Below are 16,127 nucleotides of genomic sequence, written 5' to 3'. Positions count from 1 at the left end.
ACCCTTGTATTAAACCGATAAAAAAGCCGCCCGAGTGGCGGCTATCTGGCAAATGCAAAACTGCATTAACCCAATAACTGTACCCAGCGTAAAATGGGTACTAAACACAGCAAACTTACAAAAACAATTACAAATATCAGTATCTGTTTTGCATTCAAAGAGTCTTTAAAGTTTTCGTCAGCCATTTATTTCTACCGCGCAAAAATTGATTCAAATCAAAACTGGTGCTTATGGTAATGAATTTATGCCTATTTGAAAAGCATTAGGCTTGAATTATCACAAAAGAAAAGCCCCGTAAAACGGGGCTTTATTCAAACTATCACTAATTCGCTAGCGCCAATTAGAAATCGTAAGACATGTTCAAGAATGCACGACGGCCAATGAACTCATACTGAGAGTACAGGACAGAGTTACCCGCTGTCCGTACGCCAGCTGGAGAACCTTGTGGCGGTGCTTTATCAAACAAGTTTGCAATACCGAAGGTCACATCTACACCATAGATATCTCTTTGTACTGAAGCAGAGTGTAGGATGTAAGTGGGTGTTTCAGCGATAAACGTTGAAGCCTGACCACGGTAAGTCGTCTGGTTACCATTCGCGAAGTATTTGTAATCGTCAGTACCTGAAACATAACGCATGTTCCAAGTGTAACGCCAGCCGTCACGATTTAATGTGGTGCTTAACGTACCTACGTGCTTCGGATCACCTACGTCACCAACATATTGCGAAGGTGTACTGTCAGGGAACTGCTTGAATGAACGCTCAAACTGAACCGTGTGATCTAAACGAATACGTAATGAACCAAAATCAAAATCATCTTGGTAAGTAAACAAGAAGTCAGTACCACGGACTTTTTGTTGTGCTACGTTGACATAACCACCACGTACGGTGTCAATACCAAAGTCGCCTGCTGCAGAACCATCACGACGCGTAAACTGGTCACAGAACGGCTCATTCGGAAAGTTTTCTGAACGGTAGCATAAGCCTAAAACTGTACCACCACCAATGTTAGACACTTGGCTGCTGATCACAACATCGTAGTAATCTGCTGAGAAACCAAATTTGTCTTCCGGGCTCTTCCAAACAATACCGATGCCTTGAGAGATAGAAGTTTCTGCTTCTAATACACCTGCGCCACCACCGGTAATCGAGGTCATAGAGCTACCTGGATTAACATAAGTTGCAGGTACGCCATCCGCTTCACAGTTAGCTGCCACGCGCTGATCTAAAGTACCTTCAGCTAAACGACCCGCCCAGTTTAAACATGGATCGTTACCTGTTTGGTTCAAGAAGCCCGTTTGGCCTTCTAAGAACAATTCAAACAAGGCTGGAGCACGGAATGAAGAGCCGCGAGAAGCACGAACCTGGAATCCGTTACCGATAACCCAGTTAGCAGATACTTTAAACGTTGAATCAGAACCGTAAGTAGAAACATCAGTCCAACGACCAGAAGCGGTGATATCCAAACTTTCCGCTAAGAACATATCACGTAAAACTGGCACAAACACTTCACTGTACACTGCACGAGTGTTGGCAGAACCAGCAGTGATACCGGCACCCGTAGAACCCCACAAGTTGCCTGCTAAAGTAGCTTCACCTGGCACGTCATTTAACGCATCTTGTTGAAATGATGCACCTACCGCAGTACTGATCATACCGGCTGGTAATTCAAATAAATCACCGGTGATATAACCGTCGATAGTTGATTGACGATAAGTTGTTACACCATAGTCAATATCAAATAAGAAGTCTTTAACGGCTTGAGATTGATTACCATTGATGTGATCTGGGCTTAACCAATCTACTGGTGTACAGGCCTTACCTGAGACAGGTGATACTGCACCGGCACATGGGCCACCGTATACAGCATTTTGAGCCATATCCATCGCATCAAATAGAATAACTTTGTTGTTGTATGTACCTTTGTTGTAACTGTTTTGGAATGACACATCCCAAGACCAATCACCTAATGAGCCTTCTAAGCCTAATACGTAACGACTGTAATCAATAGTCGTTTCACCGCCAGAGTGGTCAGTCATCGCAACAGGCATGAAACCTACAGCATCACCACCCCATCCATCAACTGTACCACCACGAATATAACGTCTGCCACCTAATTGCGCGGTCCAGAACTGACGGAAGCTGTTCACTTCAGTCTTACGTTGACTGTAAATTAACTCAGAGTAGGCTGAAATATTATCAGTTAAATCATAATCACCCATCATGAACACAGAAGCCACTTCGCTTTCTGGGATCATAGATTGTGCGTTTTGGAATGGGTGATCAGCATCAGCCCAGCCATCTGTTTCTTTATCGTAAGAAACTGGGTACCAACCGTTTGGCACAGAAATGTTATTAGGACCAGGTGAAGTAATTAAACTGTTAAAGGTTGGACGGTTAGCCGCCGCGAAAAAACCGTCGTAGTCATATTGAGCTTTTACGCCAGTACGGAAGTTTGAGGCACCTGGAGCATAGTTGAAAATCCATACACCGTATTGCGAAGCACTACAGTGGTAATCACCGGTACGTGGATCGATAGGATCAGTACGCTCACCTGGGTTAGCTTGGCTGTAGAATAAACGCTGGTTACAATCGAAGAAATCACGATCGCCACGCGCTAACTCAGTTTGCAAGTTATAGTCAGCTACAACGCGGAATGAACCACGGTCAAAGGTTTTGCCGTAAGTTGCATTTAAACGATAATTTTCACCGCCAGATTCAAATGGCTGGTCAAGGTTAACAGTAACGTTAGAACCATCGCCTTTTTTGGTGATGATGTTGATAACACCGGCTACTGCATCAGAACCGTATAAAGAAGACGCACCATCTTTTAATACTTCAATACGCTCTACCGCAGATAAAGGAATTGAGTTTAAATCGAAAGCAGCAACTTGACCGCGAGTACCCGCAGGGCCAGCACGACGACCGTTTAATAATACTAATGTGCGGTTAGCACCTAAACCACGCATAGAAATTGATTCGTTACCCGCACCACCGGCAGTGACGAAACCAACAGATAATGCTGAGATTAATTGGCTTGAGCCAGCAGCAACAGTCGAGGTACGAAGTAATTCGCCCAAAGTACTTAAACCTTGGTCTTTTGCTAATTCAGTGCTGATAATAGTGATAGGAGAAGCGCTGTCTAAACCATCAGTGCGGATGCGCGAGCCGACAACCTGAATGCGTTCAGTTTTTTCATCTTTTTTTGCTGTTTCGTCTTCTTCAGTCTCTTGCGCTGAAACAGAACCGGCAAATGCCAATGTTGTTGCAGCACCGAAAACCATCGCTAGCCGAACTGCTTTGCTTAGCTTGTTATTGGTGAACATATTAAACTCCCTGGATGACTCTTCAGAGTATCTCGTTGTTTTTAGTAGTCAGTCACATCTTAATGTGTGTCTGCTGAGAATCGCCCGAATACAATCTCGGTACAACACTGCCCGATAATATGCAGCAAAAAAATTCAGGTCAAGATTAAAAGCATGTTATTAGTCGCAAAAATTGAACTTTTTGACACTATTTCTTTTAATGTGTTAACAATACAATACAGCACACAAAAATAAAATAAAAACAAACACTCCAATATCATTTAATTTACATTTTTGTATTTTAAGAGCATTTTTGCTTTTAAATTAATTAGAAAGATTTAGCGAATGTTTATGAAAAAAAAATAAAAATCATTCTTCAGTTAACTCATAGTCAACCTTGCAGATTGCTTAACAAGTACCCACTGCCGTTACTTGCTAAATAAACATGATACTTTTTTAATTGCTGCAAAAAAAAACCTCTGACCATTGTCAGAGGTTTTTATTAACCGAATAACTTACGCAATATTAATATTTCAGAGAGATACCAAAACGGTAAGTACGGCCTAACATGTCATAGTAACCTGGGAAAGTGTTACCGTTGTTCACTGAAGTACTACCAGCTTCACCACCAACGACTGGTGCGTCACGGTCGAATAAGTTGTCTACACCGAAACGGATAGTCAGGTTTTCAGAAGCGACATAGCTTGTGGCTAAGTCGAAGTAGCTGAATGAACCAATTTGACGGAAGGCTTCAAAAGTAGCAGCTTGTTGCGCAGTTTCACGCTCGATTGAACCTAAGTAACGCCATAACAGTGATACTGACAGGTCATTCATGTTCCAAGTAGTACGTTGTGTCGCTTTAATTTCGTGCTGTGGGTTACAGTTAGTACCGTAGAAACCATTACAATCAATCACTGACGATACTGGTGAGCTTAAGCTCTTCACTTCAAGATACTTGTTGATGTTACCCGCGAAATCCAACATACCCATATCACCTAAATCAAAACCGAAGTTGAAAGCCGCTTCAACACCGCGAGTTTTGATATAAGACAGGTTGGTGGTATAGGCTTCAACACCTGCACCAGGAATGTTTAATGAACCACCGATACGAGTGATTTGCGCACACTGTGCAGCATTACCAAGCTCATAACAGCCATCTAAGATTTCTTGAGCAGTGTTTTCACCGATGTAACCATCAATGTTGATGTCATAGTAATCGACAGAGAACATTGCACGTTTGACAGAGTCAAACTCTGGGCTCCAAACAAAACCTACTGTAGTAGTATTGGCGGTTTCTTCGTTTGGTAAACTATCAGGGTTAGAACCTGAAAGAATGTTGATCTGACCAGAAACGATATCATTAACCTGACCAACTTGTGCTGCAGTTTGGCCTGTTGAAATACACAGAGCACGTAACGTCGCACTGATATTCGGGTTAGATAATGAACATGGGTCTAAATCAGCGTTATCTAAGTTAGTGGTTAATGGCGCATACAACTCACCTACGTTAGGTGCACGCGTTGCTTTTTGCTTCATAACACGAACTAACAACTCGTCAGTTGGACGGTAAGCTAAACCTAGTTTCCAGCTGCCTGTTGCGCCAACAGTGTCGAAGTGAGAGTGACGGTAACCGAACTCTAACTCAAGCAGGTCAACCAGTTCTTTGCCTTCAACTAGTGCTAATTTACCTTCACCGTATAATTCATTCACTTTGAACGAACCACCAACCGGTAATGAGTTACCGCCTGCGCCACCTAAACAGCTAGTTGGTGCAAGTTTCAAACACTCATCTGGGTTGAAGAAAGCAGATTCTTCGCGGTATTCATAACCAAAGCTCATGGCTAAAGGTGTATCAGCAAATGGAGAAACCACAGCATCAATTGGACCATCGATTACTGCAGAAACAACACGTTGTTGATAAGCCGTTGTAGAGAAAGCCGTTGCTGAAGCATAAGCTGCCATTTCTGGCGTAATAGTACCAAAACCACCAAACAGGTTAATTGGCACACAACCAGCGCCACCGGTGTTACAGGTAGTGGTGCTTGAAGCGTTTAATGCGTTAGCAATGTTGGCAACGTTAGTATAACCGGCGTTGGTATTTACACGGTTAGTTTCACCGTGTTGTAAAGACACATCGTATGCCCATGAGTCATTGATAAAGCCTTTTACACCACCGATTAACTGGAACTGATCAGTATTGAACTCAGTTGAACGGGGGCCAAGCTCCACTGTACGACGGAAGATAGAAAGTAACAATGAGTCTGGGGTATCAACTACACCGTTATTGTTGCCATCAATCCATGTCGTTAAACCAGGACCGTTTAACTGGCTGATGCTGTTATTCGCTGCAGTTACTAAAGCGCTACGAGCTTGATCAGAGAAAAATGGGTTAGCAACTGGTACCATAAAGGTATTACCGAAAATACCCGATGGAGCAACTTGTTGTAATACGTTAGTATTTGTAAAGTTGAATGAGCCGTATACAGTTGTATCATCATTGATGTCCCAATGCGCAATAGCAGTACCGCTAAAACGCTTAGAAGGTGTTTGATAATAGTTATACGGGTTGAAGTTAAAGGCCGAACATGTTGGGCCAATCACTAGAGAACCGTCATCACGGAATTGACCGCTGGTGCCTGTGGCGCCAACAATACCTACGCGTGTTGGGATTGTTGTACCGCTACCACCACCTGGTGCTACTACGTTTGGCGCGTTTTGGCCACATAATGGCTGTGTTGGTGGAATAGGTGCAACACCTTGTTGGAAGTTAGATAAGTTACCGCCAGACGCAGTAGAAATACCATAATTACCTAAAGTACGTTGACCTAATAATAATGGGTCACGGTCATAGTAACTGAAAGAAACAACGGCGTTACCTTTATCATCGTCAAAGTTGCCACCGATGGTTAAAGCAATGTTGTCTGTAAAGGCATCGGCTTCAGCCGTTCTTGAATGGCCTGCATCTAACTGCACACCTTCAAAATTCTTTTTCATGATGAAGTTGATTGCACCAGAGATTGCATCAGAACCGTAAACGGCTGAAGCACCACCAGTAACCACTTCTACACGGTCGATTAGTGCAGTAGGGATAGTAGAGGTATCTACGCTACCTGCAGTGTTGAATGGCACAACGCGCTTGCCATCAACCAAAATAAGGTTACGGTTTGAACCTAAGCCACGTAAACTGATAGTGGCTGCGCCGCCTGTACCGTTGTTCACGTTACTGTTGTCACCTGGGACTGCGCCAGGTAATACACGTAGTACGCGTTCAATTTCAGGTTGTTGTTGTTTTTCAATTTCTACAGCATCAATAGTGTTGATTGGGCTGGTAGACATTGCGTTTGCACTTCTGATACGGCTACCCGTTACAGAAATACGTTCAACTTTTTCTTCTGCTGCTGGTGTTTCTTGTTGAGCGAATGCAGCACCAGAATACATAGCAACTGATGACGCACTCAAGAACAAAGCAAGACGCACTGAGCCCGAAATTTTATTAGTGGTAAACATGGTGTTCTCCCTGGATCACATTGGGTGTGATTCTGTGTATAAGCTTTATCCTGACTTTTGAAAAAGTTCAAGAAATCGTTGGAATTATTATTCCACGTCTTGATAATAAACATAACAATCGGGCTGGTCAATCATGTCAACCAAACAAAGTTGTTCAACATTTGTATTTTTTAACCGCGAAAAGCATTAAATACCTTTACTATACAAATCAGATACATACTGATGCAAAAGTAACTTTTGACGAGCAAATGTAAAAACTAAGAAGATTTTAAGATGCTAAATAACGGTACAAAACAACAGATTAGGCAAATACATCAACAATTAAAACAACAATTGCCTAACTACCAGCCTCGGCCCACGCAGAATAAATTGATCGCGGAAATAGCGAATATCGTTGCAGGCAAGTACGATAGACACGATCGCATCGGTTTAATTGAGGCGGGTACCGGTACCGGCAAATCTTTAGCCTATTTGCTTGGCACCCTACCTTATGCCTTAAGTCAAAAGAAAATAGTGGTGATTGCGACGGCAACAGTGGCACTGCAAGAGCAGCTTATTAATAAAGACCTACCTTTTTTTCGGCAACACAGCGGCTTAGAGTTTGATTACAGCTTGGTGAAAGGGCGCCAGCGGTATGCCTGTATTGAACGTTTACAACAACAAATACAACAACCCACGCTGTTTAGTCAGGATGCACCTGATGCCCATCAACAAGCGTTATTACAGCGTTTATTAGACGCTTGGCAACAACGTAACTGGCTGGGCGACCGCGATACGTTACCCGAGCCTGTAACTGACGAGCTCTGGTATAGCTTACAAGCCGATGCGCACTACTGCAGTAAAACACAGCGTCGACATTTACACTGCCCTTTTCACTTAGCCCGTGCTGAAATCAGCAATGCACAAGTGCTAGTGGTCAATCACAGTTTACTGTTATCAGATTTATTAAACGGTGGCGCGGTATTGCCCGAACCGGCAGAAACCCTTTATGTGATTGATGAAGCACATCATCTCGCAAGCTGTGGCAGAGAGCTACTGAGCGCCAGCGCACAATTAACGGAAAATGGCCCTTGGTTAGAGAAATTTCGGAAGACGCTTACGCAACTTCAAGCCGTTTTACCCGATACCGCATTGCGCGATTGCATGCGCTTAGACGATGCGGTGAGTGATTTTAATGTCGCGCTTAAACCGATTCAGCGCAGTGTGCAAGAATTTCTACCCAGTTGGTTTAGCAGTAAACAGCAAACCGAATATCGTTTTAAACACGCGGCTTTACCCAAATTGTGGCAGCAACAAGCTGAGGTTTTGGCACAAGCGGGGCAAAAAGCCACTAACCTGTGCGATAAGTTGTTAACCGAGCTACAGCAAAAGCTTTCGGAAAACATTAAGATCCCTAAGCTGTGGTACACGTTATTACAAGAGCTGGCTTATGCGCGCCAACGCTTTGAACAACAGCAAGCCCTGTGGCAATTATTACAACAAGCGCAAGAAGAACCCGCTTGGCAAGCGCGTTGGTTACAGCGGCGTGCTGATACCGATCTTTTATTTATGCACGCCAGCCCCTTGGCTGCCGGCTTACAATTAGAACAGCTATTATTTAGCCAAGCCTTTGCAGTGATCCTTTGCTCTGCCACACTGACCGCCTTAAACTCGTTCGATTATGCCAAAAAGGAATTAGGGTTAAATGCCCATACTGGCTTGCAATGTTTACAAGTCGATTCACCTTTTGCTTATCAACAACAAGCTGAAATACTGCTACCCAAAACACGCTGTGAACCTACTGACAGCGCTTTTACCGCTGAATTGGTGCGCCTATTACCGCATTATCTCAATACCCCTGCCGGATCGTTGGTGTTATTTGCGTCTTATTGGCAAATGCAAGAAGTGGCCACGGAGCTTCGCAAACAAGGCTTTACGCTACTGGTACAAGGCGAGGCTTCGCGACAAGCTTTGCTGCAATTACATGCTGATCGGGTTAATGGCGATAACGCCAGCATATTATTTGGAACACAAAGCTTTTCGGAAGGGTTAGATTTACCTGGTAAACTGCTTACCAATTTAGTGATCACTAAACTTCCCTTTGCCGTGCCCACTTCACCGCTGGAAGAGGCCTTGAGTGAAGCCATCACCGCCCGAGGCGGTAATGCTTTTTTACAATTAAGTATTCCGGCTGCGGCGAAAAAACTGGTGCAGTCTTGTGGTAGACTGCTGCGCCAAGAGCAAGATGAAGGGCGTATCGTTATTTTAGATCGCCGACTGGTAAGTAAAACTTATGGTAAAGCCATGCTTGATGCACTTCCGCCATTTCGACGAAATATAGAATACTGACAGGATCTCAACCGTTATGCCCGAGCTGGTTCTTACGACAGAACTGCTGCTATTACTCTGCAGTGTGGCCTTTATTGCCGGTTATATTGATGCTATCGCCGGCGGTGGTGGTTTATTAACAGTACCGGCTTTGCTTACCGCGGGCTTGCCACCGCATGTGGTGTTAGGTACCAATAAACTGGCCGCGACCTTTGGTTCTTTTACCGCTTCGCTAACTTATTATCGAAAGCGTCTATTTAACCCGCGTTATTGGCGCACCAGCCTGATTTTTACCGCCCTGGGCGCATTAATCGGTACCTTGGTCGTCGATCAATTAAGTACCGTATTGCTAGAAAAACTGTTACCCATCCTCATTCTTTTTGCTGCGATCTATACCCTATTTAATCGCATGCAGCCCGATGATCGGATGACATTACCAACACAAAGTAAAAAATTGTTTTGGCAACAACGTCTGCAGGGGCTCACATTGGGCTTTTATGATGGCGTAGCCGGCCCGGGTACTGGCGCTTTTTGGATGGTATCGACCATGGCAATGTATAAAATTAACTTACTACTGACCAGTGGTGTCGCCAGAACCATGAATTTTGTCAGTAATGGGTTTTCATTGGCCGCTTTTATTGTGCTGGGCCATGTACATTTTACCCTCGGTTTAGCCATGGGTTTTTGCTTGATGTGCGGCGCATGGTTAGGTGCGCACTCTGCCATTCGTTTCGGTAGTAAATTTATCCGGCCCGTATTTATCAGTGTGGTCATTGCCATTGCGGCACGTTTAGCGTGGCAGGCTTGGAGTGCTTAAGATGAACAGCTTAACCTCGGAGCAACTGCGTCATTTACAAGCACAATTGCAGCAATTATTAAGCTGGGCGCAACAACTTGATCGGCAAAGAAAACCCGGTAAGCCGGTGCACTGGTTCGATTCGGCCTTGTTTAGTTGTCATTCACCGGATCTGGCAGATTATGTGCAGGATAGCGTGCGTAATCTAAACCGACTGCAACAACAGGCTGATCATTTATCTACCATAGCCAAACAACGGATTACTGAACGCTTAAATGAACAAATTTCGGCGTTAACCCAGGCATTCCGGCTCAATCAAGTGCGCCAACAACATCAGCATGTCGCGGCTTCTCGTAGTAAAGCGGCGGTGCAACAGCTTGCGGTCACAGGTCAGCAGTTATATCAGCAGCTAAGTGAATACCAACAATATGAAAGCCGCTTATTAGACATGGTGCGACAAGCCGAGCGGGAAAGTGATGCAGAAGCAACCAACCGCACTTTGACCCTACATGGTCGCTTGGGTCGCTGTCGAAAAGCGATTTATGAGGTTGAGTTAGCCATTCAAAAACTGGAGTCAGGAAAAAACCGATGAGCCAAGCGCTACCGCCGCTAATTTATCATCCTTGTTACAGCGAATTGGCTTTACCCGAACGCCATCGTTACCCAATTGGTAAGTATCGCGCTTTGCAACAAGCACTGCTCGCTATCGGTGTACCTGCTGCACATTTTACCGAAGCGCCAGCTGCCCTACCGGCCGATCTCAGTTGTATACATGCAAGTCACTATGTTGAAGCCTTATGCAGCGGCACGCTGGATGCCAAAGCCATGCGCCGTATTGGTTTTCCGTGGTCTGAACAACTAATTTCACGCTCATTGCAATCGATAGGTGGCACTTTACACACCGCAGAATTAGCGTTAGCGCAAGGCTTAGCCGTGCATCTAAGCGGAGGTTATCATCACGCTTTTCATGATTTTGGCAGTGGCTTTTGCTTGTTTAATGATTTGGCTTTCACCGCGAAAACATTGAAACAACGGGGTGTGGGCCCGGTCTTAATTTTTGATCTGGATGTGCATCAAGGCGATGGTACCGCGCTGCTGTTAGCCAATGAGCCAGAGATTATCACTGCTTCCATTCATTGTGAGAAAAACTTTCCGGCACGCAAACAGCACTCTGATTGGGATATTGGCGTAGCAACGAACTGTAGCGAACACGAGTATTTAGAAACCGTGCAGCAAAGCTTAGACAGTTTATTAACGTGGTATCGCCCTGAACTGGTTTTGTACGACGCAGGCGTGGATGTGCATAAAAATGATGATTTAGGTTTATTATCGATCAGCACGGCCACTATCGCCCAGCGCGATCAGTTAGTTCTCGAAAGCTGCCGCGCCAAACATATCCCGGTCGCGGCAGTCATTGGCGGAGGCTATCAACGCGATCTCGCCGCACTCACTGCGGTGCATCTGCAGTTATTTAAAGCGGCGTTCAACGTATTTGGCTCAAGCTTGGGGCGCGAAATAAAAACCTAACTGCCGTTTGATCGGCGTGGGTAAGGCCGGTAAAGCTGACTTTGGCAGTAAAAAAGTTGCCATAGTGAATAAATCGGTGAAGATACGATTCTTCTCAGTAGTGCGCTTTAAATAATCATGCCCTGACGAGCCACCGGTGCCAATTTTACTGCCCAACATCCGTTGTACCATCATGGCATGCTTGTAACGCCAGATCGTCAGTTGCTCATCAATCTCTGTTAAACAAGTTAATAACTGAAACGGTAAATTGAACAGCGGTTCTTCTTGATACAAGTTGATAAACAAGGCCGATAGCATGGCTTTTTGACTTAACCGAAAACTACCTTGCTGTTGTAATTGCTGATATTTCTCCGGATCGAGTAAGGCCGAAAATTTTTCACGCGTACGGGCAATTTCTTGCAACTGAAGATCACGCTCGGTATCCGATATCTGCTCAATTTGCGAAACGATACTCTGATCATTTTGCAACATCTGCTCGGTTGCTTGTTGGTACATTTGCCAAAAACTAAAGTCTTCAAATTGTAAGAACGGCATGCGCTCTAACCACTTTTCAATGCGTTCAAACAAACTTGGCGCCTGCTCTAAGTTTTGTAAAAACTCACGATCGGCGTCATTTAACCGGCTATAAAATGAGTTTTTATCAAAATCGATGCGAAATTCGCTTTTTAAACCCAAACCAATTTCGAGCATTTTAAATTGAATGCTCTGAAAACCGGAGGCCGGCACTAAGTAATCGCGAAACGCCATAAAGTCTTGCGGTGTCATCGTTTCGATGACTGCAATTTGCTGATTAAGCAGTTGTTGAATACTGATAATACGCTTTAATTTATGCACCATACCGGTCAATTGTTCATCTTTGACTTCAGCTTCAGCGAACACCGCCATAACAGCACCTAGCTCATGCAAAATTTGTTTAAACCACAGTTCATATACCTGATGTACTATAATGAATAAGGTTTCATCATGGGCTTCAGCGCCATAGCGCTTACTTTCCGGGGCTTGGGCGGTTAAAAGCTTGTCGAGTTGCAAGTAATCGCCGTAGTAACATGCTGTTGTATTTTTTTGCATACGCTTAATAACCACTTATCGCTGTTCAGCGCATTGTAACAAGGCGCGCAACTAACTCAATCTTTCAGTAGTCTTTTCGATCAAAGCTGATTATGCTTAAAGTACATTAACGAGGAGAAACGCCATGACATTGGATAGCGATATTCATAATTTTTATGAAAAACTATTGTTAGATCATATTGTTGAGCTGGGATTAGACCAAGAAAAAGACAGCGAGTATTTAGCTGATTTATGCTGTATCTCTTTAAATTTATTACCGCCACGATACATTCGCTATGAAGTGGATATGTCATTTTACATGCCACAAAGCGAACGCTTTGAAATGCAAATGAAAGTAAAAGAAGCTACTAGCCGCGCCCGCAACTTTTTGGATAACCAGTAATGTCATCTCTTGAGCAGGCACCCGACCATGTCAAACTGGCCGTCGATTTAATTTTGTTGCTAGAACAACAAAATTTGCCTGCAGCAACCTTGCTGGCTGCCTTAAAATTAGTCGTCAAAGATACTGAAAACAAACTGGCCGGGGCCTTAGAATAAGCGCGGAGTAGCGAACCGCTCAAAGGCGATGAGTTAACCTTTTCGCCGTTGGCGAGATACTTTCTTTTGCGTCGCAAAAAGAAAGTATCCAAAGAAAATGCGACCCTACGTTGCTGCGAAACACCGGCTCAACCTAACACAGCCAAGGCGACGAGGTAATGGGATTAACAGCAAAAACGGTTATGACTTTTTGCATTCACGTGGATTTAGCTTCGCAGTCAGATACCTAGATCATAACCGTATGCTGCAGATTACATTTTTAATCTCTAGTCTCTGCCCCTGAGGGATCGGATTAAAGCTGGATGAGTTAATAGCGAAGTAAACTTTGGCTGGAGACGTCTTTTTCAGGGATGAAAAAGAGGAGCGTACAGGGAGGTATTTACCGCGTGCTCCAGCCGAAGCTTTACGCAGCGTTTAACGTTTTCGCGAGCATTCGGGGGCTGATACCATAATTCTCGTCTTAAAACTTTACCGCGCCAGGTTGAACGGCTTGCAATGTAATGGGATTAACAGAAGATCACTTCGGGTTGATGCGGGGCGAGTTAACAGCGAAGCAGCAGTTTAGGCCAAATTTTTGAATGAAATAGAGTAAACAACGAGGGAGTTGGGTGGCAACTCCACCAGCCACATCCCGGCACATACATCATAAACTGTGGCTGCTTCCTTCCGGACCTGACCAGGTTCGCCTACTAGTATTGCGAGAGGACCAATGGAGTTACCATGGTATTGCCTTGATGGCAGCGCGCATTATCCGCAAAACCGTTCGGGGTTGCAAGTGCTAAGCAGCAACCTGCAACCCTAACGCTGATAAAAACAACAGTTTAATTACCTAAAGCTTGCTGATAGGTTTGCAGCACCGCTTTTAAACGACGTTGTTGCGCCAGTGATAAGCGTAATAATTGCTTCTGCGCTTCAGGTAACGCCTCTAACTGCGGATCAGCGTAAATATACATTACCGAAGGGCGGATTAATTCGGGCTGACTCGACAACTCTGGCGTAGCCAGCAATAGATTAATCGTTTGACGTAAACGCTGTTCAAAACTCATGTCAGGATAGCCGAGTTCGGCGAAAGCCTCGTCAAGCAAGGGTTGATAGCGCGCTTTCAAAGCCAATAACTGTCTTGCTGGTACGCTTTCTAACAGCTGAATATAAGGCTCATAGCGGGCGGCATTCGCTGCAGCCATCCGAAAACGATCCGGCGCCACTTGCTCAACTAAAAAAGCGTCAGCCGGTGCAGATAACACGGCATGGCCTGCGACTAATCGGCCTTGCGCTAAATTATCAACCGTGACCACAAAATGCCGCACCATATCTTCACGATTAAATAGCGATGCCATACCCGCTTTCCAGTTCAGCGCTAACAAATCTTCGCTTATCACTTTATCAGAGGTATTCAAAGGTGGTAACGGCGGTAGCTCGGGTTTCACTTCGGCCATGGGTGTTTCAATGGTTGCTATCGGCTCTGGCATAACGGCAGGTTCGTTAACAGGTTCAGGTTGCATTTGCTCAGCTTGCTCTACTGCGGCCACTTGTTCGGGTTGCGGTAATAATACCGGTGGCAGCATGACGGTTTCGGTCGGTTCGGCCGGGCCTTTGAATAAAAACCATAATGCAGCGATAATGATTAAAACTACGCCGGCTAAACCGGCATAATATACGGACTGTCCACCACCTGAAGCTTGTTGTGACATAGTGATTTACCTGTGCTTTTGAAATAAATAACCCTTAAGGGTGTCTAGCATTGCATTAATCTCAATTATCAGCAATATACTAATTGAAGAGTACAGGTTGTAGAAAAAGTTCAGTACAGGATGTTTAACACCTTATTATGCAAACAGACCCCACAGTAACATCTAGCAAGACCGCATTAATGTTAACCGGTGGTGGCGCACGAGCGGCCTATCAAGTTGGCGTGCTTAAAGCGATTGCCAGTCAATATCCACGCAGTAGCCCACTACCATTTAAGATTATCAGTGGCACTTCTGCTGGCGCCATCAATGGTGCAGGCCTTGCCTGCTATGCCTCTTGTTTTCATTTAGGGGTGAAAAAAATTGAATCGGTTTGGCGAAACTTTCATACCGCGCAGGTTTATTACTCTGATTATCCTCGGCTAATTCGCCATCAAATTCGTAATGTTTATAGTGCCTTTCAAGCAGACTATGCCAATAAAAAACCGGTCAGCTTACTGGATAACAAACCGCTTAAACAGTTATTAAACAAAATTCTCGACTTGCAGCGCATTGACCTAAATATTATGCGCGGTTATCTGTCTAGCTTCTCGGTTACCGCCTCTTGTTATAATACTGGCGATTCGATTAGCTTTTTTCAATCTGATACGGCAGAAGAATGGCGCCGAGCCAAACGTTGTGGCCAACGCACCCTGTTAGATGTACATCATTTAATGGCTTCTGCGGCGATACCGCTGCTGTTTCCCTCGGTACGTATCCATCAACGCTACTTTGGTGATGGCTCAGTTAATCAATTGGCGCCCCTTAGCTCGCCGATCCATTTGGGTGCTGACAAAATTTTGATTATTGGTGTCGACGATCCACGCCGTGGTGCTTTTCGAGAGCGCAGCTTACACCACCCAGATTTAGCCACGGTGGCAGGTCATTTACTTGATACGGTATTTACCGACACGCTGAACTCCGATTTAGAGCGAATGCAGCGCATCAATAAAACCGTTGAGCTGTTAAAGCAGCACAATATTGAAACGGAACTCAAGCCCGTGCAAAGCTACATGATTAATCCAAGCCAAAATTTTAATCAATTAGCCAGTGAATACTTTTTGTGTTTACCGATCGCCATTCGCTCCCTATTGCGCGTTACGGGTATTCGGCAACACTCTGATTCAAGCTTAGTCAGTTATCTATTATTCGAACAAAAATACACGCGCCGTTTAATTGAATTAGGCTTTGAAGATGGTATGCAGCAGATGGATAGCATCATGCAATTTCTTGCCGCACCATAAAATTAATGCCGTCAAAAAACCGCCAACCTTAAACACAATTAAACTTAATCAAGTAAAAACAATAACTTAAAAAACTGGCCTAACATTTGCTTAATCCTTATCAGTGCAAC

At 44.5% G+C, this 16,127-nt stretch carries 11 protein-coding genes and 1 other RNA gene; 7 read left to right on the top strand and 5 right to left on the bottom strand.

Going from position 1 to position 16,127, the window contains the following annotated elements:
• Positions 1 to 340: 340 nt before the first annotated feature.
• Complete coding sequence (locus ACUJFL_RS05680; protein ID WP_445428699.1) at positions 341 to 3,325, bottom strand: TonB-dependent receptor plug domain-containing protein; 2,985 nt, start codon at positions 3,323 to 3,325, stop codon at positions 341 to 343.
• A gap of 504 nt (positions 3,326 to 3,829) precedes the next feature.
• The gene (locus tag ACUJFL_RS05675; protein ID WP_445428698.1) at positions 3,830 to 6,811 is read right to left on the bottom strand and encodes a TonB-dependent receptor domain-containing protein; all 2,982 of its coding nucleotides are present in this window, start codon (positions 6,809 to 6,811) and stop codon (positions 3,830 to 3,832) included.
• 273 nt (positions 6,812 to 7,084) lie between these two features.
• Here ACUJFL_RS05675 and dinG point away from each other — a divergent pair, with 273 nt between their 5' ends.
• The 4 genes from dinG to ACUJFL_RS05655 are packed head-to-tail and all read left to right on the top strand — an operon-like array spanning position 7,085 to position 11,441.
• Positions 7,085 to 9,139 (top strand): ATP-dependent DNA helicase DinG, encoded by a 2,055-nt coding sequence (dinG, locus tag ACUJFL_RS05670; protein WP_445428697.1) that lies wholly within the window; start codon positions 7,085 to 7,087, stop codon positions 9,137 to 9,139.
• 16 nt (positions 9,140 to 9,155) lie between these two features.
• Entirely contained in the window at positions 9,156 to 9,935 is a 780-nt protein-coding gene (locus ACUJFL_RS05665) for a sulfite exporter TauE/SafE family protein (protein WP_306176946.1), read from the top strand.
• A 1-nt stretch (position 9,936) separates the two neighbouring features.
• Positions 9,937 to 10,506 carry a primosomal replication protein PriC gene (gene priC, locus ACUJFL_RS05660; RefSeq protein ID WP_445428696.1) on the top strand — a complete coding sequence of 190 codons (570 nt, stop codon included), beginning with the start codon at positions 9,937 to 9,939 and terminating at the stop codon, positions 10,504 to 10,506.
• A complete protein-coding gene (locus tag ACUJFL_RS05655; RefSeq protein ID WP_226749751.1) occupies positions 10,503 to 11,441 on the top strand; it encodes a histone deacetylase family protein in 939 nt (312 codons plus the stop codon). Before priC ends, ACUJFL_RS05655 begins: the two co-directional genes overlap by 4 nt.
• Here the strand turns inward: ACUJFL_RS05655 and ACUJFL_RS05650 are convergent.
• Complete coding sequence (locus ACUJFL_RS05650; protein WP_226749750.1) at positions 11,412 to 12,509, bottom strand: tryptophan 2,3-dioxygenase family protein; 1,098 nt, start codon at positions 12,507 to 12,509, stop codon at positions 11,412 to 11,414. The two genes, ACUJFL_RS05655 and ACUJFL_RS05650, sit on opposite strands and share 30 nt — an antisense overlap.
• 124 nt (positions 12,510 to 12,633) lie before the next feature.
• Here ACUJFL_RS05650 and ACUJFL_RS05645 point away from each other — a divergent pair, with 124 nt between their 5' ends.
• Complete coding sequence (locus ACUJFL_RS05645; RefSeq protein ID WP_226749749.1) at positions 12,634 to 12,891, top strand: late competence development ComFB family protein; 258 nt, start codon at positions 12,634 to 12,636, stop codon at positions 12,889 to 12,891.
• Positions 12,891 to 13,046 (top strand): DUF2496 domain-containing protein, encoded by a 156-nt coding sequence (locus ACUJFL_RS05640; RefSeq protein ID WP_226749748.1) that lies wholly within the window; start codon positions 12,891 to 12,893, stop codon positions 13,044 to 13,046. The genes ACUJFL_RS05645 and ACUJFL_RS05640 overlap by 1 nt, the downstream gene beginning before the upstream one ends.
• Positions 13,047 to 13,661: 615 nt before the next feature.
• Here the strand turns inward: ACUJFL_RS05640 and ffs are convergent.
• Together ffs and ACUJFL_RS05630 are read right to left on the bottom strand one after the other, a co-directional pair.
• Positions 13,662 to 13,758: signal recognition particle sRNA small type (gene ffs, locus ACUJFL_RS05635), an RNA gene on the bottom strand.
• A 109-nt stretch (positions 13,759 to 13,867) separates the two neighbouring features.
• Positions 13,868 to 14,737, bottom strand: coding sequence for a DUF3014 domain-containing protein (locus ACUJFL_RS05630; protein ID WP_445428695.1), 870 nt, complete (start codon positions 14,735 to 14,737; stop codon positions 13,868 to 13,870).
• A 179-nt stretch (positions 14,738 to 14,916) separates the two neighbouring features.
• Between ACUJFL_RS05630 and ACUJFL_RS05625 the strand changes: the two genes are divergently transcribed.
• Positions 14,917 to 16,017, top strand: a complete 1,101-nt coding sequence (locus tag ACUJFL_RS05625) for a patatin-like phospholipase family protein (RefSeq protein WP_445428694.1) — start codon at positions 14,917 to 14,919, stop codon at positions 16,015 to 16,017.
• The last annotated feature ends 110 nt before the right edge of the window (positions 16,018 to 16,127 follow it).

The sequence above is a fragment of the Alishewanella sp. HL-SH05 genome (assembly GCF_052655985.1).
This window is presented reverse-complemented; position numbering and strand designations above follow the sequence as displayed.